The organism is Salipiger marinus (assembly GCF_035481585.1).
Taxonomy (GTDB): domain Bacteria; phylum Pseudomonadota; class Alphaproteobacteria; order Rhodobacterales; family Rhodobacteraceae; genus Salipiger; species Salipiger marinus.
On record NZ_JAYKSL010000012.1, the window covers coordinates 21,916 to 42,658 of the forward strand.

The 20,743-nt window shown below is 68.8% G+C and carries 19 protein-coding genes; 16 read left to right on the top strand and 3 right to left on the bottom strand.

The genetic code is table 11. The annotated features are described in order from the left end of the window. Window positions 1-98: 98 nt before the first annotated feature. The 10 genes from VK682_RS16110 to VK682_RS16155 all read left to right on the top strand — a co-directional run bounded on the left by VK682_RS16110 (window position 99) and on the right by VK682_RS16155 (window position 10,879). Complete coding sequence (locus tag VK682_RS16110; protein ID WP_230796590.1) at window positions 99-1,322, top strand: CaiB/BaiF CoA transferase family protein; 1,224 nt, start codon at window positions 99-101, stop codon at window positions 1,320-1,322. Continuing rightward, a complete protein-coding gene (locus tag VK682_RS16115; RefSeq protein ID WP_324782221.1) occupies window positions 1,319-2,377 on the top strand; it encodes an acyl-CoA dehydrogenase family protein in 1,059 nt (352 codons plus the stop codon). Before VK682_RS16110 ends, VK682_RS16115 begins: the two co-directional genes overlap by 4 nt. Next, window positions 2,374-3,522, top strand: coding sequence for an acyl-CoA dehydrogenase family protein (locus VK682_RS16120; protein ID WP_230796588.1), 1,149 nt, complete (start codon window positions 2,374-2,376; stop codon window positions 3,520-3,522). The genes VK682_RS16115 and VK682_RS16120 overlap by 4 nt, the downstream gene beginning before the upstream one ends. Window positions 3,523-3,641: 119 nt before the next feature. Beyond that, the gene (locus VK682_RS16125) at window positions 3,642-4,772 is read left to right on the top strand and encodes a TAXI family TRAP transporter solute-binding subunit (protein ID WP_230796587.1); all 1,131 of its coding nucleotides are present in this window, start codon (window positions 3,642-3,644) and stop codon (window positions 4,770-4,772) included. Between the two features lie 106 nt (window positions 4,773-4,878). Next, window positions 4,879-6,843 carry a TRAP transporter permease gene (locus tag VK682_RS16130; RefSeq protein WP_230796586.1) on the top strand — a complete coding sequence of 655 codons (1,965 nt, stop codon included), beginning with the start codon at window positions 4,879-4,881 and terminating at the stop codon, window positions 6,841-6,843. After that, window positions 6,840-7,661 carry an alpha/beta fold hydrolase gene (locus VK682_RS16135; RefSeq protein WP_230796584.1) on the top strand — a complete coding sequence of 274 codons (822 nt, stop codon included), beginning with the start codon at window positions 6,840-6,842 and terminating at the stop codon, window positions 7,659-7,661. Before VK682_RS16130 ends, VK682_RS16135 begins: the two co-directional genes overlap by 4 nt. Then, window positions 7,661-8,854: a CaiB/BaiF CoA transferase family protein gene (locus VK682_RS16140; RefSeq protein ID WP_230796582.1), complete on the top strand. Its 1,194-nt coding sequence runs from the start codon at window positions 7,661-7,663 to the stop codon at window positions 8,852-8,854. Before VK682_RS16135 ends, VK682_RS16140 begins: the two co-directional genes overlap by 1 nt. Beyond that, window positions 8,851-9,483, top strand: coding sequence for a carboxymuconolactone decarboxylase family protein (locus tag VK682_RS16145; RefSeq protein WP_089846185.1), 633 nt, complete (start codon window positions 8,851-8,853; stop codon window positions 9,481-9,483). Before VK682_RS16140 ends, VK682_RS16145 begins: the two co-directional genes overlap by 4 nt. Window positions 9,484-9,485: 2 nt before the next feature. After that, a complete protein-coding gene (locus VK682_RS16150) occupies window positions 9,486-10,112 on the top strand; it encodes a flavin reductase family protein (RefSeq protein WP_230796581.1) in 627 nt (208 codons plus the stop codon). Further along, window positions 10,109-10,879, top strand: a complete 771-nt coding sequence (locus VK682_RS16155) for an enoyl-CoA hydratase/isomerase family protein (protein WP_230796580.1) — start codon at window positions 10,109-10,111, stop codon at window positions 10,877-10,879. The genes VK682_RS16150 and VK682_RS16155 overlap by 4 nt, the downstream gene beginning before the upstream one ends. Window positions 10,880-10,908: 29 nt before the next feature. Here VK682_RS16155 and VK682_RS16160 read toward each other — a convergent pair whose 3' ends face one another. From VK682_RS16160 to VK682_RS16170, 3 genes are all read right to left on the bottom strand, one after another. Further along, entirely contained in the window at window positions 10,909-11,607 is a 699-nt protein-coding gene (locus tag VK682_RS16160; protein ID WP_324782222.1) for a GntR family transcriptional regulator, read from the bottom strand. Window positions 11,608-11,763: 156 nt separating this feature from the next. Then, window positions 11,764-12,432, bottom strand: coding sequence for a glutathione S-transferase family protein (locus tag VK682_RS16165; protein WP_230796578.1), 669 nt, complete (start codon window positions 12,430-12,432; stop codon window positions 11,764-11,766). A 38-nt stretch (window positions 12,433-12,470) separates the two neighbouring features. Next, a complete protein-coding gene (locus VK682_RS16170; RefSeq protein ID WP_230796721.1) occupies window positions 12,471-14,549 on the bottom strand; it encodes a 3-hydroxyacyl-CoA dehydrogenase NAD-binding domain-containing protein in 2,079 nt (692 codons plus the stop codon). A gap of 127 nt (window positions 14,550-14,676) precedes the next feature. On the opposite strand from VK682_RS16170, the gene VK682_RS16175 reads away from it, so the two are divergent. From VK682_RS16175 to VK682_RS16200, 6 genes are all read left to right on the top strand, one after another. Then, entirely contained in the window at window positions 14,677-15,891 is a 1,215-nt protein-coding gene (locus VK682_RS16175) for a CaiB/BaiF CoA transferase family protein (protein WP_230796577.1), read from the top strand. Between the two features lie 81 nt (window positions 15,892-15,972). Then, window positions 15,973-16,818, top strand: coding sequence for an alpha/beta fold hydrolase (locus tag VK682_RS16180; RefSeq protein ID WP_230796576.1), 846 nt, complete (start codon window positions 15,973-15,975; stop codon window positions 16,816-16,818). Between the two features lie 197 nt (window positions 16,819-17,015). Beyond that, a complete protein-coding gene (locus tag VK682_RS16185; RefSeq protein WP_230796575.1) occupies window positions 17,016-17,723 on the top strand; it encodes a GntR family transcriptional regulator in 708 nt (235 codons plus the stop codon). A gap of 2 nt (window positions 17,724-17,725) precedes the next feature. Continuing rightward, window positions 17,726-18,721, top strand: a complete 996-nt coding sequence (locus tag VK682_RS16190; RefSeq protein WP_230796574.1) for an ADP-ribosylglycohydrolase family protein — start codon at window positions 17,726-17,728, stop codon at window positions 18,719-18,721. After that, on the top strand, window positions 18,718-19,620 hold the full coding sequence (locus VK682_RS16195) for a PfkB family carbohydrate kinase (RefSeq protein ID WP_230796573.1): 903 nt from the start codon (window positions 18,718-18,720) through the stop codon (window positions 19,618-19,620). The genes VK682_RS16190 and VK682_RS16195 overlap by 4 nt, the downstream gene beginning before the upstream one ends. 58 nt (window positions 19,621-19,678) lie before the next feature. Beyond that, on the top strand, window positions 19,679-20,713 hold the full coding sequence (locus tag VK682_RS16200; RefSeq protein WP_230796572.1) for an ABC transporter substrate-binding protein: 1,035 nt from the start codon (window positions 19,679-19,681) through the stop codon (window positions 20,711-20,713). Window positions 20,714-20,743 lie beyond the last annotated feature (30 nt).

Below are 20,743 nucleotides of genomic sequence, written 5' to 3' on the forward strand. Positions count from 1 at the left end.
TCCTTCCTAAAAGATGAAAGAATCATATTTACAATTTTTACCTTGCACAAGCCTCTCCCCTTGTGGATGTTCGGGCCGGAATCGAGGGAGGAAGCAGGATGACCGGAAACCTTGGACATCTCCGGGTGCTGGATCTGAGCCGCGTCTTTGCGGGGCCATGGGCCGCGCAGATGCTGGCGGATTTTGGCGCCGATGTCGTCAAGCTGGAACATGTGGCGGGCGGGGATGACGTGCGCCGCATGGGGGTGCCGCATCTGGGGCCGGACGGCGTGCCGTCGGGGGAAAGCTCCAGCTTTCTGGCGATGAACCGGGGCAAGCGGTCGGTCGCGCTGGATCTGAAATCCGCCGAGGGGCAGCAGATCGCGCGCCAGCTGATCGCGGGCGCCGATGTGCTGATCGAGAATTTCAAGACCGGCACGCTGGCCCGCATGGGGCTGGATTACCAGAGCGTCGCGCAGCTGAACCCCCGGCTGATCTACTGTTCGATCACCGGCTTCGGCCAGACCGGCCCGATGGCGCATCTGCCCGGATATGACCCGATCTTTCAGGCGATGAGCGGCCTTCTGAGCATGACCGGCAGCCCCGAGGACCAGCCCGGCGGCGGGCCCGCGCTGGTGGGCTATTCCATTTCCGACATCACCGCCGGGCAATATGCGGTCGCGGCCATCCTTGCGGCGCTGGCGCATCGCGACGCGGTGTCGGGCGAGGGGCAGTTCATCGACATCGCGCTTCTGGACACGCAGATCCACGCGGCCTCGCATATGGCGATGAATTACCTCTCCTCCGGCAGGCTGCCGCATCGCAACGGCACCGCCTCGCAGATCACCTGCCCGTGGCAGGCCTTTGACTGTGCCGACCGCCCGATCATGATCGCCATCGGCAATGACCCGCAGTTCCGCCGCTTTGCCGAGTATCTGGGGCTAGAGGGCGTGGCGGATGACGCGCGTTATGCCACCAACCTTGCTCGGCTGCAGAATGCCGACAGCCTGATCCCGATGATCGCGGCGCGGCTGGCGGAGAAATCCGCCGATGCCGCCCATGCCGAGCTTGAGGCGATCGGCATTCCCGCCGGGCCGCTCAATTCCATCGAGGACATGCTGCAGATGCCGCAGGTTCAGGCGCGGGGGCTGCTGAAGCAGATGGACCACCCCACCGCCGGGCGCATGTCCTATATCGACAATCCGGTGCGCTTTTCGGGGGCGCCCCCGGCTGACCGCCGACCGCCGCCGCTATTTGCCGAACATACCGACGAGGTGCTGCGCGATCTGGGTCTGACCGAGGACCGCATCGCCGATCTGCGCGCGCAAGGCGCGATCCGATGACGGGGGCAGGCATGGACGACTGGATCGAAAACAGCCGCATGATCCTTGACAGCGCGCGGGCCATCGTGCCCGCCGACGGGGCGCTGGCGCGCATCCGCGGGCTGCGCGGGCAGGGGCCGGGCTTTGATCCCGCGATGGTGGCAGAGGCGGGCGGGCTCGGGCTTTACCTGATGCGCGTGCCCGAGGCGGCGGGCGGGCTGGGGCTTGGCCTGCGCGAAACCTGCGCGCTGATGCGCCTGCTGGGGGAGGGGCTGGTGCCCGAACCGATTGGCGCCACGATCATGGCGGGCGCGCTGCTGGGGCAGGCTTTGCCGGAGCAGGCGGCCAGCGGTGATGCGGTGATGGTTCCCGCATGGCAGGACAGTCCCGGCAGGCTGGACTGGCAGGGCGGCGCCGAGGGCGGGCGGCTGTCGGGGCGCAAATGCGCCATTCCGGGGGCAGGTGGCGCCGATCTGATCGCGGTGCTGACCGGGGCGGGCGTGGCCGTGGTGCCGCGCGACGCGCCCGGCGTCACGCTGCATCTGGAAGAGACGTTGGATGGCGGGCAGATGGCCACGCTGCAGCTCGACGGGGTGCGGGCCGACCTGCATCCCTGTCCCGGCGCGCAGGCGGTGGTGCAGGATGCGGCGCTGGCCCATGCCGCCTATCTGCTGGGCCTGTCGGAGCGCGCCTTTGCCCTGACGCTGGATTATCTGCGGATCCGCGAACAGTTCGGGCGCCCCATCGGCAGCTTTCAGGCGCTGCAGCACCGCGCCACCGATCTGAAAATCCGCATCGAACTGCTGCGCGCGGCTGTAGAGGCTACCGCAGCCCGCATCGATCTTGGCGCGGATCCAACGCTCCGCGCTCGCGACACCGACCGCTGCCTGCTGCGCGCGGCGGAAGCGGCGCTGCTGGTCTCGCGCGAGGCAGTGCAGATGCATGGCGCCATGGGCATCACCGACGAGGCCGATATCGGCCTTTTCGTGCGCAAGGCGATGACGCTGGCCCATCTGTTCGGAGCGCCTGCCGCGATCCGGGCCCGGCTGGCGCAGGGACTGGAGGCTGCGGCATGACCCCCGATTACACTGCGATGAGCGATGCGGAGTTCCGCGCCCTGATCCGGGATTTTGTCGAGACGGAGTATCCCGACATCCCGCGCTTTCCGCTGGAGCGGCTGCACTGGGACGTGGTGAAACCGTGGTATCTGAAGCTGTCGCAGCGCGGCTTTCTGTGCCCGACATGGCCGGTGGACCGGGGCGGCATGGGGCTGACCGCAGCCAAGCATCTGATCATGGTGGAGGAACTGGAACGCTTCGGCGCCGCCCGCGTGCATGACATCGGCCCGGTCATGCTGGGCCCCCTGCTGCTGAAATATGGCACCGAAGCGCAGAAGGACCATTTCCTGCCGCGCATCCTGTCGGGCGAACATGTCTGGGCGCAGGGCTATTCCGAACCGGGGGCGGGATCCGATCTTGCCGCCGTGCGCTGCGAGGCGGTGCAGCAGGGCGGGGACTGGGTCATCAACGGCCAGAAGACATGGACCACGCTTGGCATGGATGCCAACTGGATCTTCATCCTCGCCCGCACCGACAAGACCGTGAAGAAGCAGGCCGGGATCAGCTTCCTGCTGGTGCCCATGGACGCGCCCGGCGTCAGCACCCGCAACATCCTCAACCTGTCCGGCGAGGCGGAGTTCTGCGAGGTGTTCTTTGACGACGTGCGGGTGCCGCTGGATCACATCGTGGGCGAGGTCAATCAGGGCTGGACCGCCGCCAAGGCGCTGTTGGGGCATGAACGGGTCTTCATCGGCGCGCCGCGCCTGTCGGCCAGCGCGCTGGCGCGGCTGGAACATCTGGCCCGGCATATGGGGCAGTGGTCCGATCCGGTGTTCCGCGACCGGTTCGTGGCGCTGCGCTGCGACGTGCTGGACTTGGGCGATCTGTTCCAGACCTATCTGGACCGGCTGCGCGACGGCACAGAGATCGGGGCGGATGTCGCCATGCTGAAGGTCTTCCAGTCCGAACTGTATCAGCGCATCTCGGATCTGACGATGGAGGTGGCAGGCCCCGCCTCTGGCCTGCGCCATCCGCCACAGGGCGACCGGCGGCTGCATGCCGCCGCCACCTATCTGTCGGCGCGTCCGGTGACGATCTTTGGCGGCTCCACCGAGATCCTGCGCAACGTGCTGGCCCGGGCGGTTCTGGGCCTGCCGGGCTGACACAAGTTTCATTGAATCATAGAATTGACTTTTCAATTCATATGACCCAGCATCGGATCTGCGCGACCCTGCCGGGGTCGCGCCCATTCCGGGCAACGGACGTAAAGGGAGGATCTCGTTTGTTTCGCTCAACCATCCTGAAGACCGCGGCACTGGCCGCGGCCCTGGTCTGTGGTCAGGCAGCTTTCGCGGAGGAGGTGACGCTGCCACGCACCATGATCTGGACATCCTACGATCTGGGATCCAGCGGCTATGTCGAGGCTTCGGCCATGGCGGATGCGCTGGACAAGCAGTTCGGCACCACCATCCGCCTTACGCCATCGGGCACCGCCATCGGGCGGCTGCTGCCGCTGGTGCGCGGGCGCGCCAGCTACGGGCTGATGGGCAATGAAATCCTGTTCGCCTCTGATGCGAGCTATGAATTTGCGGCGCGCGACTGGGGCCCGCAGGATCTGCGCGTGCTGCTGGGACGTCCGGCGGGTGTGGGGCTGGTCGCGGGCGGGGATACCGACATCGAGACCCCGGCGGATCTGCCCGGCGTCAGTGTCGGTTTCGTGGAGGCAAGCCCCTCGACCACGCTCAACACCGAGGCGGCGCTGGCCTTTGCCGGGCTGACGCCCGATGACGTGGAAAAGATCATGTATCCCGGCTATGGCGCCATGCTTGCGGCCTTTGTCGCGGGCGAGGTCGATGTGGTGCCGGTGACGCCCGCCGTGGCCGCGCTGCGCGAGGCCGAGGCGGGGCGCGGCTTCCGCTGGCTCGACATGCCGGGCGAGGATACCGAAGGCTGGGCTCGCATCAGCGACCGATCCAGCCTGTTCCAGCCGCGGACCATCACCGTGGGCGCGGGCATTTCCGAAGACAATCCCGCCCAGCTGATGGGCTACAGCTATCCGCAGATCACCGCGCTGGCCACGGCGGACGAGGACGAGGTCTATAACCTTGTGAAGGCGCTTGATCTCAGCTTCCCGGCCTACAAGGACGCGAATGCCGACATGCCGCTCTGGGTGCTGGAGGAGTCGGGCACCACGCCGTCTGGTGCGCCCTTCCATCCCGGCGCGATCCGCTACCTGCGCGAGCGCGGCATCTGGGACGACCAGGATGACGCGTGGAACGACAAGCGGATTGCCGCCATCGAGACGACCAAGGCACTCTGGGCCGAGGCCGTCAAGGAGGCCGATGCCAGCGGCGTGTCCAATGACGACTGGCCGGCCTTCTGGGAAGATTACCGCGCCAGCCACGCCCGGTAATCCCGGATTCCGGGGACGCAGGCCCGGCCCGGTCCGGGCTGCGTCCTGACCGGGCCGCGCGCCCCCGCACCGCCTGTCTTCCGACACTTGCCCACAGGATATGGTCATGTCCCCCGACGCTTCCCCCCAAGCCCCGCAGGTCGCCAGATACTGGCGCGCCACGGACACGCGCCTTTCCGGACCCGCGTGGTTCGCGGTGCTGGCCCTGTCCGCCACCGGCATCCTGTTGATCATCAACCAGATCTTCAACCTGCAGGTGCTGGGCTTCCGCCCGATCAGCACCGCCTATTACTACATGGTGCTGGGCCTGTTCATGCCGGTCGCCTTTCTGGGCACGCCCGCGCGCGCGGCGGATGCGACCCGCGTCCGCTGGTATGACTGGGGCCTCGCGGCGCTGGCCTTCGCGGTCTGCATGACCTTCGCGTGGAACACCGATGCCATCCTCTATCAGGGCTGGGAATTCGAGGCGCCGCCCCTCATCATCGTCATGGCGACCGTGCTTGTCCTGCTGTCGCTGGAGGCGGTGCGGCGCTGCGCGGGCCTGCCGCTTTTCATCATCTGCCTGATCTTCGCGACCTTCCCGCTTTATACCGGGCATCTGTCGGGCTTCCTGTGGGGCGCGCAGATGAGCTTCAGCGAGACGGTGCTGAGCCATGCGCTGGGGGTCGAAAGCATCATCGGCATCCCGCTGCGGGTGATCGCGGATCTGCTGATCGGCTTCATCCTGTTCGGCGTGGCGCTGACCGTGTCGGGGGGCGGCACCTTCTTCATGGATCTGGCCAGCGCGCTGATGGGCCATGCCCGGGGCGGCCCGGCCAAGGTGGCGATCCTGTCCTCGGGGTTTTTCGGCTCGCTTTCGGGCAGCGTCATCTCCAACGTGATCTCCACCGGGTCGATGACCATTCCGACCATGAAGAAATGCGGCTACCCGCCCACCTATGCGGCGGCGGTGGAATCCTGCGCCTCCACCGGCGGGGCGCTGATGCCGCCCGTCATGGGGTCCGTGGCCTTCGTCATGGCCTCGTTCATGAACGTGCCCTATGCCGACATCATGATCGCGGCCACGGTTCCGGCGCTGCTGTTCTATCTGGTGCTGCTGATCCAGACCGACTGCTACGCCGCGCGCAACGGGCTGAAGGGCCTGCCGCGCGACGAGCTGCCGAAGCTCTGGCACGCGCTGCGCTCGGGCTGGATCTATCTGGTCAGCCTTGCCGCGCTGGTGGTGCTGCTGCTGGCCACCAATGCCGAGGCGAAGGCGCCATTTTATGTCACCGTGCTGCTGCTGGTCACGGCACTGGTCCGCGCCCGCAAGGACGGGATGCTGGCCCCGCTTGTCGCCATGGTGCTGGAGGTGGGCGCCACCATCGGCATGCTGGTCGGCGTGCTGGCAGGCGTCGGCATGATCGTGGGGGCGCTGGCCATCACCGGGGTCGGCAACGCCTTCAGCCGCGAGCTTCTGCAATATGCGGGCGGCAATCCCTATCTGCTGCTGCTGCTGGGGGCGCTGACCAGCTTCATCCTTGGCATGGGGATGACGGTGTCGGCCTGCTACATCTTCCTTGCCGTGGTGCTGGCGCCCGCGCTGGAACAGGCGGGGTTCAGCCAGATGGCCTCGCATCTCTTCATCCTCTACTGGGCGATGCTGTCCTACATCACCCCGCCCGTGGCCATGGCTGCCGTGGCCGCCGCCTCCATCGCCAAATCTCCGGCGCTGCAGACCGGGGTGCTGGCGATGCGGCTGGGGGCGATCCTGTTCGTGCTGCCTTTCCTCTTCGTGCTGAACCCCAACCTGATCCTAGAGGGCGAGCCGCTCAACATCGCCATCGCCGTGTCGACTGCGGTGCTGTCGATCCTGATGCTGGCCGCCGCGTCGGAGCGCTGGATCTATCTGCTGAACCGTCGCGCCAAGGGCTGGGAGGTGCTGGTGCTGCTGGCAGGCGGGCTGTGCCTGCTGGTGCCCGAACGGCTGACGGATCTTGCGGGGCTGGCGGCGCTGGCGCTGGTGATGGGCGCGGGCTTCGCCACCCGCGCCCCGGCCCCCAAGACCCCCGCAAAGGAGACCGTGCGATGACCCATCCGTTTCAGGTCACCCGCCCCGATGGCTGCCGCCTGCAGGCCCGGCTTGACGGGCCCGAGGAGGCGCCCTGCGTGGTGCTGGTGAATTCCGTGCTGACCGATCTTGCGGTCTGGGATGCGCAGATCCCCGCGCTTGCCGCGCGCTACCGGGTGCTGCGGTATGACCAGCGCGGCCATGGCGGATCCGACGCGCCCGAGGGGGCGATGGATTTCGACCGGTACGGCGCCGATCTGCTGGCGGTGATGGACGGCGCCGGGGTGGACCGCTGCGCCGTGGTGGGCCTGTCCATGGGCTGTCCCACGGCGCTTGCCGCCACAGCCGCCGCCCCCCACCGTTTTGCCGCGTTTGTGGCGGTGGACGGCGTCGCCAGAAGTGCCCCGGGCCGCGAGGCGTTCTGGGCCGAACGGCGCGACACCGCGCGGCGCGACGGGATGCAGGCCATCGCCGACAGCACCGCGCCGCGCTGGCTGCCCGGCCTTGCCCCGGAGGCGGAGCAGAGCCAGCGCCTGCGCCGGATGATCGCCGCCACGCCAGTGGCGGGCTTTGCCGCCGCGACCCATGCGCTTGGCGCCTATGACCACGCCGCCGCTGCCGCAGCACTTGCCTGTCCGGTGCTGGCCATCGCGGGGGCCGAAGATGGCGCCATGCCCGAGGCCATGGCCCGGCAGTTCGGAGGACTTCCCGGCGCGCAGACCGCCGTGATCCCCGGGGCAGGCCACCTGCCCAATTTCCAGACCCCCGACGCCTTTACCCGCGTCCTGCTGGCCTTCCTTGACGGCAAGGCCTTCCAGACCACGAAGGAGCCCGCCTGATGTCAGGTCCGCTGTCCCATATCCGAGTTCTTGACCTGAGCCGCATCATGGCCGGTCCATGGAGCGGCCAGACCCTTGCCGATCTTGGCGCCGATGTCATCAAGGTCGAACGCGCGGGCGAGGGCGACGACACCCGCCGCTGGGGCCCGCCCTTTCTGAACGATGCCGAAGGCAGGCCGACGCAGGAGGCGGGCTATTACCTGTCGGTGAACCGGGGCAAGCGGTCCGTGGCGCTGGATCTGAAATCCGAAGCGGGCCGCGAGACGGTGCGCGCCCTTGCCGCGCAAAGCGACATCCTGCTGGAGAATTTCAAGACCGGCACGCTGGACCGCATGGGGCTGGGTTATGACGATCTGCAGAAGGTCAATCCGCGGCTGATCTACTGCTCCATCACCGGCTTCGGGCTGACCGGGCCGCGCGCGGGCGATGCGGCCTATGATTTCATGATTCAGGGCATGGGCGGGCTGATGAGCGTGACCGGCGCCCCGGATGACACCCTCGGCGGCGGTCCGCAGAAGGTGGGGGTGCCTATCGTCGACATCATGACCGGCATGTATGCCTCCATCGGGGTGCTGGCGGCGCTGGCGCAGCGCGACCGCACCGGCAAGGGCGATCACATCGATCTGGCCATGCTCGACGTGTCGGTGGCGATGCTGGCCAATCAGGCGATGAATTATCTTGTGTCGGGGCAGCCGCCGGTGCGCCGCGGCAACCGGCATCCGAACATCCAGCCGCAGAACGTCTATCCGGTGGCTGATGGCCATATCGTGCTGGCCGTGGGCAATGACGGGCAGTTCCGCAAGTTCGCCGAGGCCATCGGCCGCCCCGACCTGCCCGATCTGCCGGAATTTGCCACCAATGCCGGGCGGGTGGAAAACCTGCCCGCGCTGGAAGAGATCCTGATCGAAGCGCTGGCGCAGGGCACGGTGGATCACTGGGTCGCCCTCTTTGCGGCGGCGGGCGTGCCATCGGGGCCGATCAACACTGTGGACCGGGTGTTCGAGGATCCTCAGGTGCGCCACCGCCAGATGCTGCGCGACATCCCCCATCCGCTGGGCGGCGATCTGAAACAGGTGGCGAGCCCGCTGAATTTCCGCAACGCGCCGCTGGCCTATGACCGGGCGCCCCCGCTGCTGGGACAACATACGGAGGAGGTGCTGGACATGCTCGGACTGAAGGAGCGCCAGTCATGAACGACCAGATCAGGACCGGCCCGGCCCAGACCGGGGGCCGCATCAGCTTTCCCGCCCCCGCCGAGATGACCGCAGCGCAGCGCGAGGTCTATGACCAGATCGTGTCCGGCCCCCGGGGCGTGCTGGTGGGGCCGCTGCGCGCGGCGCTGCACAACCCCGTGCTGGCGGACCGCTGGCAGCGTCTGGGGCAGGTGCTGCGCTTTGAAACCTCGATCCCGGCGCGGCTGAACGAACTGGCCATCCTTGTGACCGCGCGGCGCTGGAACAGCGATCTGGAATGGACGATCCACGAACGCGACGCCGCGCGCGCCGGGCTTGATCCGCGCTTCGCGGCGGCGATCCGCAGCGGCGGCGCCCCCGATTTCGGCGAGGATGCCGCCGCGCGCGAGGTCTACGAATACACCCGCCAGCTGCAGACGCATGGCAATGTCACCGATGCCGTCTATGACGCCATCGTGGACCGCTGGGGCGAGGTCGGCGTGGTCGAACTGACGGCGGTGATCGGCTATTATTCCATGGTGGCGATGACCCTGAACGTCCACCGCATTCCGCTGCCGGACGGGGCGGGCGACACCCTGCCCGGACCGCATGACACGCTGAGCGCGCTGGCGCCCGCGCGGGAGGGCTGAGCATGTTCTACGATCCCCGCAGCGAAGATCACGGTCTGCCGCATAACCCATGGCTGGCGCTGATCGTGCCGCGCCCCATCGGCTGGATCTCCACCACGTCGGCGGCGGGCGTGCCGAACCTTGCGCCCTACAGCTGTTTCAACGCGATTGCGGGCAAGCCGCCTTTTGTGATGTTTTCGTCCGACAGCCCCAAACACAGCGTGACCAATGCCGAAGAGACCGGGTTTTTCTGCGTCAACATCGCGACTTATCCGCTGCGCGAGGCGATGAACCGCTCCTCCGCGCCCTATCCCGAAGGCACCGACGAATTTGTCGAGGCGGGGCTGACCGCCGTGCCCTGCCGCAACATCCCGGTGATGCGGGTGGCGGAATCGCCGGTCTCCGTCGAATGTCGCCTGTCGCAGCTTGTCACCCTGACCCCCGCCACCGGCGCCGACTGCGCCAACCGCATCGCCATCGGCGAGGTGGTGGGCATCCATATCGACGAGGCGGTCCTGCGCGACGGGCTGGTCGATGTGGAGGCGCTGCAACCGCTGGGGCGCATGGGCTATATGGAATATACCGTGCCGCCCCGGTCCTTCACCATGTCCCGCCCGGTGCTGGACGCGCAGGGAAAGGCCGCAAAATGACCGCCAGTTTTGACACGCTGACGCTGGAAATCCGCGATCTGGTCGCCACGGTGACCTTCAACAGGCCGCCGGTCAACGCGCAGAACAACCGCCTGCGCGAAGAACTGGCCGAGGTGATCGACGAACTGGGCGACCGGTCCGACGTGCGCGCCATCATCCTGACCGGGGCGGGCAAGACCTTTTCCGCCGGGGCCGACCTGTCCGAACGCCCCACACAGGATCCGGGCCGCTACACCGCTCATAACCGCCGGGTGCGCGCCAGCTTCGACTGCCTGCTGGAATGCCCCAAGCCGGTCATCGCCGCCATCAACGGCGCCGCCATCGGTGCGGGCTGCGTTGCGGCGCTTTGCTGCGATATCCTCGTGACCTCGGAGCGGGGCTTTCTGCAGATGACGGAGGTGACGGTGGGTCTGGCGGGCGGGGTCGCCCATGTGCGGCGGCATTTTGGCGAATCCGACGCGCGGCTGCTGATCTACACCGCCCGCCGCATCTATGGCCCCGACCTGCTGCGGATGAACGTCGCCTCTGCCTGCACCGCGCCGGAGGATCTGCTGGACGCGGCATGGACCATCGCCGCAGACATCGCCCGCGCCAGCCCTTCGGCGGTGCGCGCGGCGAAGCGGTCGTTTCAGCTGACCGAAGGCATGTCGATCTATGACGCCTACCGGTTCGAGCAGAACCAGACCAAGGCGCTGTCCACTTCCGAAGACAGCGCCGAGGCGATGGCGGCGTTTCGCGAAAAGCGCGCGCCGGTGTTCCGCGGCTGAGCGTGCGCCCCCGGTCGCCGGACCGGGGGTCAGCGCAGCTTGACCTCGATCTTCATCATGTCGCCGCGATAGATGCCATTGGCCAGCAGGATGATGTCGCCATGCTGGTCCACCGCGATCCGCTGCACCTTGGCCACCGGATCGCCGATCGACACGTTGAGCTGGCTGGCGGTTTCCAGATCGGCGGATCCGATGGTGACGATCTGCACCGCATCCTCCACCGTGTGGCCGGGCAGTTCATGCGCCAGCCGCATCGCGGTCAGCCGGGTATAGGCGTCGTCCGGGATCAGCGGGCAGAGCCGTTCGTCCACATAGACATCGCCCAGCAGGAACGCGGTGCCCGCGCGGCTGTGACGGCGGCGCAGGTGCCGGTAGGTGGGCGCGGGCGTGCCGATGGCGCTTTCCCGATGCGGCAGCGAGGTGCCGCGTTCATCGCCCAGGATCTCGATCAGCGCATTGTCCCGCGCGATCAGCAGGCCGGACCAGTCGGTCTTGACCTCGCACCACAGGTCGCGGCTGGGGCGTTCCACCACGAAGGTGCCCTTGGCGCGGTAGCGCTCGATCAGGCCTTCATCCTCGATGATGTCCAGCGCCTGCCGGATCGTCATGGTCGCCACGCCGCATTGTTCGGCCAGTTCCTTGACCGTGGGGATCTTGGCGCCCACCTTCCACTCGCCAGTCTCGATCCGCTGCCGGAACAGGCTGGCAAGCTGGATGTAGCGGGACACGTTGCTTTTCTGAAGCGCCCTGACCGTTGCGTTATCTGCCCTCACGGGTGGCATGGGTTGCCCCTTGTTGATCTCTGTCCCCAAGATATAGCCGCCCGGGGCCCCGGCATAAAGCCCAAACCCTAGGTTTTTGACACTTGTGCCGCGCCTCGGCGCCTATCCTGCGGAAAACCGCAGCTGGCCTGCGGTGACATCCACCGCGTCGGGCTGGTCGTCCTGCACCATCGTGGCGCTGACGGAATGGCGTGCCTGCCATGCCGCCGCGACCCCGGCAAGCTGCGGGAAATGGCCGCGCCAGTCCGCATCATTCCAGCGGAAATCAAGCTGCCCCAGCGCGCAGACCAGCGCGATCTGGCCAATGCCGAACGGGGCCCCGGCCAGATCCTCCGCCTCTGTCTCCAGCGCGGTCATGGTCGCCTGAACCTTGGCCTGCCAGCCGGAGGTGATGCCCTGCCACGGCCCCGCCTCGCGCAGAAGTTCGGTCCGCCACAGCAGCAGCATCTCCAGCAGCCCGTCGCCCATGGCCTGCCAGCGCAGCTGCCGGAGGCGCGCGGCAGGCTCCGCCGGAAAAAGCCCGGCCTTCGCCCGCAGATCCAGATATTCGCAGATCACCCGGCTGTCGAAAAGCGCGGGACCGTCGCCGGTGACCAGCGCCGGGATCTTGCCCAGCGGGTTGTCGGCCAGCACCGCCGCATTGGGCGGCAGATGCAGCGCCACGACCGACCGCTGCAGCGCCACCTCCGGCAGCAGGCCGGTTTCGTGCAGGGTGATCATCACCTTGCGGACATAGGGCGACCGGGGCGACCAGTGCAGGGTCATGGTCATGGGCGCGGCCTCCGTGCAGGTTGGTAAGTCATCTTGCGTCAGCCTTTCTGTTCGGTCCTGATCTGGTCCAGCACGCGGGCGACCGGGCCCGCGCAAAAGCCGTGGCCGACCGCCTGCCGCAGCGCATCCTGATCGGCCGCAAGTGCCGCCTTCTGCTGCGCTGCAGCCCAGTGAAGCGGCCCGCCGCGCCAGCGCGGAAAGCCATAGCCGTTGGTCAGCGCCACATCCACATCCGACGGGCGCTGCGCCACGCCTTCGTCCAGCAGCAGCGCCGCCTCGTTGACGATGGCGGCCAGAAGCTGGCGCTGGATCGTCGCCGCATCCGGCACCTTGGGCGCAATCCCGGCCTGCTGCCGCGCGGCCTCGATCATCGCCGCCACCTCGGGCGAGGGCATGGGGGCACCGTCGGGGTAGTCATACCAGCCCGCGCCGGTCTTGCGGCCCAGCCGTCCGGCCTCGCAGAGCTGATCGGGGATGGCCACATATCGCGCCTGCGGGTCGCGCCGGGGGGCCTGCCGCTTGCGCATGGCCCATGCGATGTCCAGCCCCGACAGGTCGGCCACCGCAAAGGGCCCCATGGCGAAGCCGAACTCTGTTGCTGCCGCGTCGACCTGCTCCGGGCTTGCGCCATCCAGCACCAGCAGTTCGGCGCGGCGGCGATAGGCGGCGTAGATCCGGTTGCCGACAAAACCTTCGGCCACCCGCGCCACCACCGGTTGCTTGCCAAGATCGCGCGCCAGCCGCAGCCCGGTGGCCAGCGCCACGTCAGAGGTGGCCTGCGCCCGCACCACCTCCAGCAGCGGCATGACATCGGCGGGGCTGAAGAAATGCAGCCCCAAGAGCCGCTGCGGATCGGTAAGCGCCGCGCCCATCTCGTCGATGTCGAGATAGGAGGTGTTGGTGGCCAGCAGCGCCTGCGGCGGCAGCGCGGCTTCCATGCGCGCCAGCACCTGCTGCTTGACCGCCATATCCTCGAACACCGCCTCGATGCCCAGATCGCACCCGGCAAGCGCGCGATCCTCCAGCGCGCCGGTCAGGGCGGCGCGGCGCGCGGCGGCCTCGTTTGCGGAGAGGCGCCCCTTGGCCACGGCCTTGTCCAGATGTGCGGCCAGCCCGGCCATGGCCCGGTCCAGACTCGCCTGATCGCGTTCGACCAGCACGACCGGCAGCCCGGCGGCAAGGAAAGCCCGCGCGATGCCCTGCCCCATGGTGCCGCCGCCCACCACACCCACGCGGCTGATGCGGCGGGCCTGCGCCATATCCAGCCCGTCCACCGTCGCCGCGCGGCGTTCGGCAAAGAACAGATGGCGCAGCGCCACGGCATCCTCCGCCAGCCGCAGGCGCTGGAACACCGCGCGCTCTTCGGCGAGCGCCGCCGCCGCATCCTGCCCGGCGCTGGCGCGGACCAGCCGGATCGCCTCCGCCACGTTGGGGCGGCCTTTGCCGCGCCGCAGCGCCCGCGTCGCCGCCGCGTCGATCCGCTCCGGGGCCTCGGCGGGCGGGGTCAGGTCCAGCGCCCGCCGCTTCGGCTGTGGTGCGTCAGCAAGAAAGGCCAGCGCCCCTTCCAGCAGATCCCCGGTCACGATGCGGTCGATCAGCCCGTCCTCCTGCGCCACGTCCACGCGGATCCGCGCGGCGCTGCAGATCAGCTCGATCGCGCGCGCGACCCCGGCCAGCCGGGGCAGGCGCTGCGTGCCGCCCGCGCCGGGGACAAAGCCCAGCCCCACCTCGGGCAGGCCGACCTGCGTGCCGGGCGCGGCCAGCCGGTAATCGCAGCCAAGCGCCAGTTCGAACCCGCCGCCAAGCGCCACCCCGTGCAGCGCCGCCACGACGGGAAAGGGCGCCTCTTCGATCAGGCGGATCACCTGCGGCAGGTCGGGCGGGGCCAGCGGTTTGCCGAATTCGCGCAGATCGGATCCTGCGACAAAGCAGCGGCCCGCCCCGATCAGCACGGCGGCGGTGGCCCCCTGCCGGGTGGCGCGGGCGATCCCCTCGGCCAGCCCGGCGCGGACGGCATGGGATCCGGCATTGACCGGGGGATTGTCGATGCGCAGCACGGCGGTGCTGCCGATCATCTTGAACCGCACGCCGGGGGCGGCTGCTGTCTCTGGCTGCATGTCCACCGCGTCTGTCTCCTTCGGGTCCGTGGGTGCCGGGTCCGGACCTTAAGTTACATTAAGCTAGTTGTATAGTTCAAATTCTTGACGCATCTTTCGGGCAACGCCATTTCCGGAAAGGACTGCCATGAGACCCTTCGAGCGGCTGCGCGTCATCGACGCCACCCATGTGCTGGCGGGGCCCTTCGCCGCCTATCAGCTGGCGGTGATGGGTGCCGATGTCATCAAGATCGACCGTCCGGGCGAGCCCGATCAGGTGCGCCTGCAGGGGCCGGATGCAGAACTGAGCGCCGCCGAGATGGGCACCACCTATCTGGCGCAGGGGGCGAACAAACGCTCTGCCGCGCTGGATCTGAAAACCCCCGGCGGGCAGGAGGCGCTGCGGGCGCTGCTGCGCGACGCCGATGTCTTTGTCGAGAATTACCGCCCCGGCGCGCTGGCCTCGCTGGGGCTGGGCTATGACGAGATCGCGCGGATCAACCCCCGGCTGGTCTATTGTTCTGTGTCGGCCTTCGGGCAGGACGGGCCGCGCGGGCCGGAAACCGGCTATGACTTCGTGTTTCAGGCGGTGGCGGGGCTGATGGCGCTGACCGGCACCGAAGAGACCGGGCCGCTCAAGTCCGGGGCGCCGGTGGTCGATTACGCCACCGGCTACATGACCGCCTTTGCGATCAGCGCCGCGCTGTTTCACCGCGAACGCAACGGGCGGGGTCAGCATATCGACCTTGCCATGTTCGACGCGACGCTGATGCTGATGAGCACCCATGTCACCGCGCTGACCGCAGGTGGCAAGGCACCCCATCCCGAGGGCAACCGGTTCAACGTGGCGGGGGTGGGCGCCTATGACACCGCCGACGGGCTGCTGATGCTGGGCGCTGCCAACATGCGCCAGCAGAAACGCCTGTGGGAGGCGCTGGACCGGCCCGACATGGTCAAGACCCGCCACGCCGACCGCATCCCCGCCCATGCCGCCGAGGCGGCGGTGCTGCGCGAGGTGATGCTGACCCGCACCGCCTCCGAGTGGGAGGCGTATCTGCGCGACCATGGTGTGCCCGCAGGCAAGGTCCGCCCGCTGGAGGAGGCGCTGGCCGATCCGCAGCTGGCGCATCGTGGCGTGCTGCAGCCGCTGCCGCAGCCATTGGGCCGGGCGGGGGAGTATCGCGTGCCGGTGGCGCCCTTCCTGATGTCCGAAGGCAGCCCCAGCGTTTCGACGCCGCCACCGCATCTGGGCGCCCATACCACCGAGGTGCTGGCCGAGGCCGGTTTTGATCCCGATCGCATCGCCGCCCTGCTGTCCGAAGGGGCCGCGGTGCAGGGCCGCGCGCCCGGGGCGGATCAATAAAGTTGAAGAATCATATTTATGATTTTATAAATCCGCTCACCCGTGCCGACCGGCGCGGGGCGTGACGGAGGAGGAGAGATGATGAAAGCGATCGTTGCAGCGATGGGGCTGACCCTTGCCCTGACCGGGGGCGGCATGGCGGAGACCGGGGCGGTGGAAAAGACGGTGATGAACGGCGAGACGCAGGTGGGCTATTCGGTCCGTGGCGAGGGGCCGCTGGTGGTGATGATCGCCTCCACCGGGCGCGGGGCTGCCGAATTCGGCCCGCTGGCCGATCGGCTGGCCGAACGCGGCTACAAGGTGGCGCTGCCGGAGCCGCGCGGCATCGGGCAGAGCACTGGCAGGCTGGAAGAGGTGAGCTTTCACGATTTTGGCGATGATTTTGCCGCCGTGATCACCGAGGAGGGCGGCGATGCGATCGTGGCGGGCCATGCCTATGGCCAGTGGATCGCCAAGACCATCGCCTCGGACCATCCCGATCTGGTGCGCGGGCTGGCGCTGGTGGCGGGGGGCGCCAAGTCCTGGCCTGCCGAGCTGTCCGACGCGATCACCATGATCAACGACCCCGCCTCCAGCCGGGCGCAGCGCATGGAGGGGCTGATGCTGGCGTTTTTCACCGACGAGCAGACCGCCGAGCCATGGCTGGAGGGCTGGCATCAGGACGTGACGCAGAGCCAGCGCGCCGCCCGCAAGCTGACCGAGCGCGACAGCTACTGGGCCGGGGGCAGCGCGCCGATCCTTGACCTGCAGGCCGGATCCGATCCGTTCCGCCCAGAAGAGTCTCGCAACGAGGTCCGGGACGAGCTGGGCGCAGACCGCGTCACGGTCAAGGTGATCGAGGGCGCGAGCCACGCGCTGCCCGCCGCAAAGCCGGTGGAGACCGCGGATGCCATCGCCGACTGGGCCGATACGCTGCCCCGGCGCTGACAGAGTCCCTGCGGGGCGGGAACGGGGTCTGCGCCCCGCTGTCCTGCTCCGGACAGGTGGCACACAGGGTCACGGCTCGGACGGGCGCCCCGGCAGGATCACGGGGCGCCCGATCCCTGTTTTGCGGGGCTGTTGCAGATTTCCCGTGACAGACCTGTCTAGTCCTGTCTAGTCTTGCTGAGCAGACAGGGGACAGCATGGCGCAGCCCGAACCCAGGACCAAATCCGAACGCATCGCCCGGGTGCTGGAGGCCGAGATCCGCTCCGGCTTTCTGCATGACGGCGCGGCGCTGTCGAGCGAGACGGCGCTGGTCGCGCGGTTTGCCGTGTCGCGCGCGACGGTGCGCAAGGGGCTGGGGGTGCTGGCGGCCAAGGGGCTGATCCGCACCAAGGTCGGCATCGGGTCCTTCGTGACCTATGGCGGTGCTGTGATCGACAACGGTCCGGGCTGGAGCCTTGCGCTGTCCGAGGGCGAGACCCGCATGGGGGTGCGCATCCTGAGCATCACCCGGCAGCCGATGGATCTGGACGCGCCGCAGGTCGCGGCGGCCGAGGTGCTGGCGGTGGACCGGCTGCGCTTTCGCGAAAACACCGGCCGGGCGCTGACGCTGGAACGGTCCCGCGTGCCGTGGCGCGAGGATTTTGCCGCCCTGCTGCGCACCGGGCTGGAGCAGGGCTCGCTCAGCCGCGAGCTGGAGCTGCGGGGGCTGTCGCCCGCCTCGGGGGAGGAATGGGCCAATGTCCTGCCCGCGCTGTCGGCGGCGGATGCGGCGCTGATGGGCCGCAGCGCGGGCGAGCCGATGCTGCGCCTGCGCCGCCTGACCCGCACCGCCTCGGGGCGGGTGGTGGAATATGTGGAAAGCCTGCTCGACCCCGAGCTTTTTGGACTGCACATGGAGTTCTGAGCATGGATGACGCAGCCTTCCTTCGCGCCCGTGCCACGCTGCTGGGTCTTGCCATGGGCGATGCGCTCGGGATGCCCGCGCAGACCCTGACCCGGGCGGAAATCCGCGCGCGCTATGGCCGGATCACCGGCTTTGTGGCGCCGTTTGCCGGGCATCCGGTGTCGCACGGGCTGCGCGCCGCGCAGGTGACCGACGACACCGAACAGACCCTGCTGCTGGCACGGCGGCTGATCGCCGATCCGGTCGGGTTCGACGAGGCGGGCTGGGCCCGCGACCTGCTGGACTGGGAGGCGGGGATCCGGGCCAAGGGGCTGCAGGATCTGCTGGGGCCCTCTTCGCGCGCGGCGATCGAGGCGCTGCTGGCCGGGGCCTCGCCAGAGGTGACGGGGGCGCGCGGCACCACCAATGGCGCCGCGATGCGCATTGCCCCCATCGGCATCATGACCCCGCCCGAGACTGCCGCGCTGGTGGCGCGGGTGGCGCGGACCTGCCGGGTGACCCACAACACAGGCGAGGCCATCGCCGCCGCCGCCGCCGTGGCCATGACGGTCAGCTGCGGCCTTGCCGGGGCGGATATGGATGCGGCGCTGGATCCGGCGCTGGCCGCCTGCCGGGCCGGGCAGGCGCAGGGCAATGCCGTGGGCGAGCCCGACATGGCGGGGCGCATCGCGCTGGCGCTGCGGCTGGCAGAGGGCGGCGACGAAGCGGCGCTGATCGCGGGCATCGGCAGTTCCGTGGCCAGCCGCGACAGCGTGCCCATGGCCTTTGGCCTGCTGCGGCTGGCGCGGGGCGATCTGTGGCGGGCGCTGGAACGGGCCGCCAATGTGGGCGATGACACCGACACCATCGGCGCCATGGCGGGGGCGATGGCCGGGGCCTTGGGCGGCAGCGTGCCAGAGGCGGCGGCGGCAGAGCTGCGCGCGGCCAATGATCTGGATCTGGACGGGGTGGCGCGGGGCCTGCTGGCGCTGCGCGCAGCCGCCGAGAGGAAGCCATGAGCCTGCTTCTGCAGATGACCGGCCCGGTGATGGATCTGACCTATCACCTGCGCGCGCTGCCCGCCTCGGGCACCGAGGCGGAGGTAACGGGCTTTGCCATGGCCCCGGGCGGAGGCTTCAACGCGATGGCGGCGGCGCGCGCGGCGGGCATGGCGGTGCGGCTTGGCGGAACGCTGGGCAGCGGCCCCTTTGCCGGGATCGTGGCGGCGCGGCTGGCGGATCTGGGCATCGCGCTTGCGCGCCCGCCGCGTGCGGGGCTGGATCAGGGCTGCTGCACCGTGCTGCTGGAACCTGATGGCGAACGCAGCTTCATCGCCTTTCCCGGCGCGGAGGGTCATGTTGCGCCCGGGGATCTGGCGGCCATAGATCTGGCGGGGGTCAGCCATGTGCTGCTGTCCGGCTACACGCTGCATTACCCGCAGGCGCGTGCGGCGGTGGCGGAGTGGGTGGCGCGGCTGCCGCGCGCGGTGGTGCTGGTTTTTGATCCCGCGCCGGTGGTGGCGCGGCTGGCGGAGGAGGTGCTGCGCCCGGTCATGGCGCGGGCCGACTGGATCAGCGCCAATGCCGCCGAGGCCGCCGTGCTGACCGGCGAGCCCGACCCCGGGGAGGCCGCGCGTGCGCTGGCACGGGGGCGGGCAGGGGCGGTGCTGCGTCAGGGCGCCATGGGCTGTCTGCTGGCCAGCGGTGGCACGCTCTGCGCGGTGGCCCCGCACCGGGTCACCCCGGTGGACACCAACGGCGCGGGCGACTGCCATATCGGCAGTTTCATCGCGGAACTGGCCCGCAGCGACGATGCGGTGCGGGCCGCGCGCTATGCCAACGTGGCCGCGGCGCTGTCGATCACCCAAGCGGGGCCTGCGACCGCCCCGGCACGGGAGCAGGTGCTGCCCCTGCTCTGAAATTCCGACACCCGGGCATCCGCACCGGATCCCATCGACCAACACGGAGGACCAACCCATGAAACCAGCACTGCTTTCCCTTCTTGCCCTCGCCGTGACGACGGGGGGCGCCGTGGCGGAGGAGATCCGCGTGCTCAACTGGCAGGGCTACGGCACCGATCAGGACTTTGCCACCGCGCCTTTTGCCGAGGCCACGGGCCACAGCATCGTGCATGAATATTTCAACTCCGAACAGGAGATGCTGACCAAGCTGCGCACCAATCCCGGCGCCTATGACGTGGTGCTGGTCAATGCGGTCTACACCCAGCAGGCGGTGGCGGAGGGGCTTCTGGCGCCCATCGACACCTCGGGGATGGAGAATTACGCGGGCGTGCCCGAGAGCTTTGCCCAGAACCCCATGCTGGTGCAGGAAGGCACGGTCTATGGTGTGCCGTGGACATGGGGCCTGACCTCTTTCGCCATCAACAGCTCGGTCATCGACACCGCCCCCGACAGCATTCAGGCGCTGTGGGATCCGGCCTATGCGGGCCGGGTTTCCATCCGCGATGACGCGGTGGAGGCGCTGCAGCTTGCGGCGCTGGCCACCGGGCAGGACATCAACGACATCACCGATCTGGAGGCGGCGGAGGCCAAGCTGGCGGAGCTTCTGCCCAACCTGCGCACCTTCTGGAGCAGCGAGAACGACTGGAACCAGTTCATGGCGGCGGGGGAGCTGGACATCGCCAGCTACTGGTCGGGCTCGGCCAGCCGCTCGGCCTCGCTGGGGCTGCCGGTGGAATTCGTGGTGCCGCAGGAAGGCGCCATCGGCTGGCTGGACGGGCTGTCGGTCCCGGCCACCTCCGAACACAAGGAGGCGGCGCAGCAGTTCATCGACTGGATGATCGATCCCGAGTTCTACGTGCGCTGGGATCAGGACGGCGCCCCCGCCTCCGCCAATGCCGAGGCTGCGGCGGCCCTGCCCGAGGAGGCGTTCAACAAGCGCGTGCTGGGTGATCCGGAAGTGGCGGCGCGCGTCACCTTCCAGACCCCGCTCAGCAACGACCGGCGCGAGACCTATCTGGAGATCTGGCAGCGCCTGAAGGCCGCGCAGTAACCCGGCCGGGGGGGGCCTGCGGGCCCGGCC

What these genes read in the sequence shown, in the direction of transcription:
- VK682_RS16165 (WP_230796578.1), bottom strand. Translation starts at nt 12,432, where the DNA reads ATGACCATGACCCTGCACTGGTCGCCCCGGTCGCCCTATGTCCGCAAG.
- VK682_RS16150 (WP_230796581.1), top strand. Translation starts at nt 9,486, where the DNA reads ATGTTCTACGATCCCCGCAGCGAAGATCACGGTCTGCCGCATAACCCA.
- VK682_RS16110 (WP_230796590.1), top strand. Translation starts at nt 99, where the DNA reads ATGACCGGAAACCTTGGACATCTCCGGGTGCTGGATCTGAGCCGCGTC.
- VK682_RS16135 (WP_230796584.1), top strand. Translation starts at nt 6,840, where the DNA reads ATGACCCATCCGTTTCAGGTCACCCGCCCCGATGGCTGCCGCCTGCAG.
- VK682_RS16115 (WP_324782221.1), top strand. Translation starts at nt 1,319, where the DNA reads ATGACGGGGGCAGGCATGGACGACTGGATCGAAAACAGCCGCATGATC.
- VK682_RS16140 (WP_230796582.1), top strand. Translation starts at nt 7,661, where the DNA reads ATGTCAGGTCCGCTGTCCCATATCCGAGTTCTTGACCTGAGCCGCATC.
- VK682_RS16195 (WP_230796573.1), top strand. Translation starts at nt 18,718, where the DNA reads ATGAGCCTGCTTCTGCAGATGACCGGCCCGGTGATGGATCTGACCTAT.
- VK682_RS16145 (WP_089846185.1), top strand. Translation starts at nt 8,851, where the DNA reads ATGAACGACCAGATCAGGACCGGCCCGGCCCAGACCGGGGGCCGCATC.
- VK682_RS16170 (WP_230796721.1), bottom strand. Translation starts at nt 14,549, where the DNA reads ATGCAGCCAGAGACAGCAGCCGCCCCCGGCGTGCGGTTCAAGATGATC.
- VK682_RS16155 (WP_230796580.1), top strand. Translation starts at nt 10,109, where the DNA reads ATGACCGCCAGTTTTGACACGCTGACGCTGGAAATCCGCGATCTGGTC.
- VK682_RS16175 (WP_230796577.1), top strand. Translation starts at nt 14,677, where the DNA reads ATGAGACCCTTCGAGCGGCTGCGCGTCATCGACGCCACCCATGTGCTG.
- VK682_RS16120 (WP_230796588.1), top strand. Translation starts at nt 2,374, where the DNA reads ATGACCCCCGATTACACTGCGATGAGCGATGCGGAGTTCCGCGCCCTG.
- VK682_RS16180 (WP_230796576.1), top strand. Translation starts at nt 15,973, where the DNA reads ATGAAAGCGATCGTTGCAGCGATGGGGCTGACCCTTGCCCTGACCGGG.
- VK682_RS16185 (WP_230796575.1), top strand. Translation starts at nt 17,016, where the DNA reads ATGGCGCAGCCCGAACCCAGGACCAAATCCGAACGCATCGCCCGGGTG.
- VK682_RS16190 (WP_230796574.1), top strand. Translation starts at nt 17,726, where the DNA reads ATGGATGACGCAGCCTTCCTTCGCGCCCGTGCCACGCTGCTGGGTCTT.
- VK682_RS16130 (WP_230796586.1), top strand. Translation starts at nt 4,879, where the DNA reads ATGTCCCCCGACGCTTCCCCCCAAGCCCCGCAGGTCGCCAGATACTGG.
- VK682_RS16200 (WP_230796572.1), top strand. Translation starts at nt 19,679, where the DNA reads ATGAAACCAGCACTGCTTTCCCTTCTTGCCCTCGCCGTGACGACGGGG.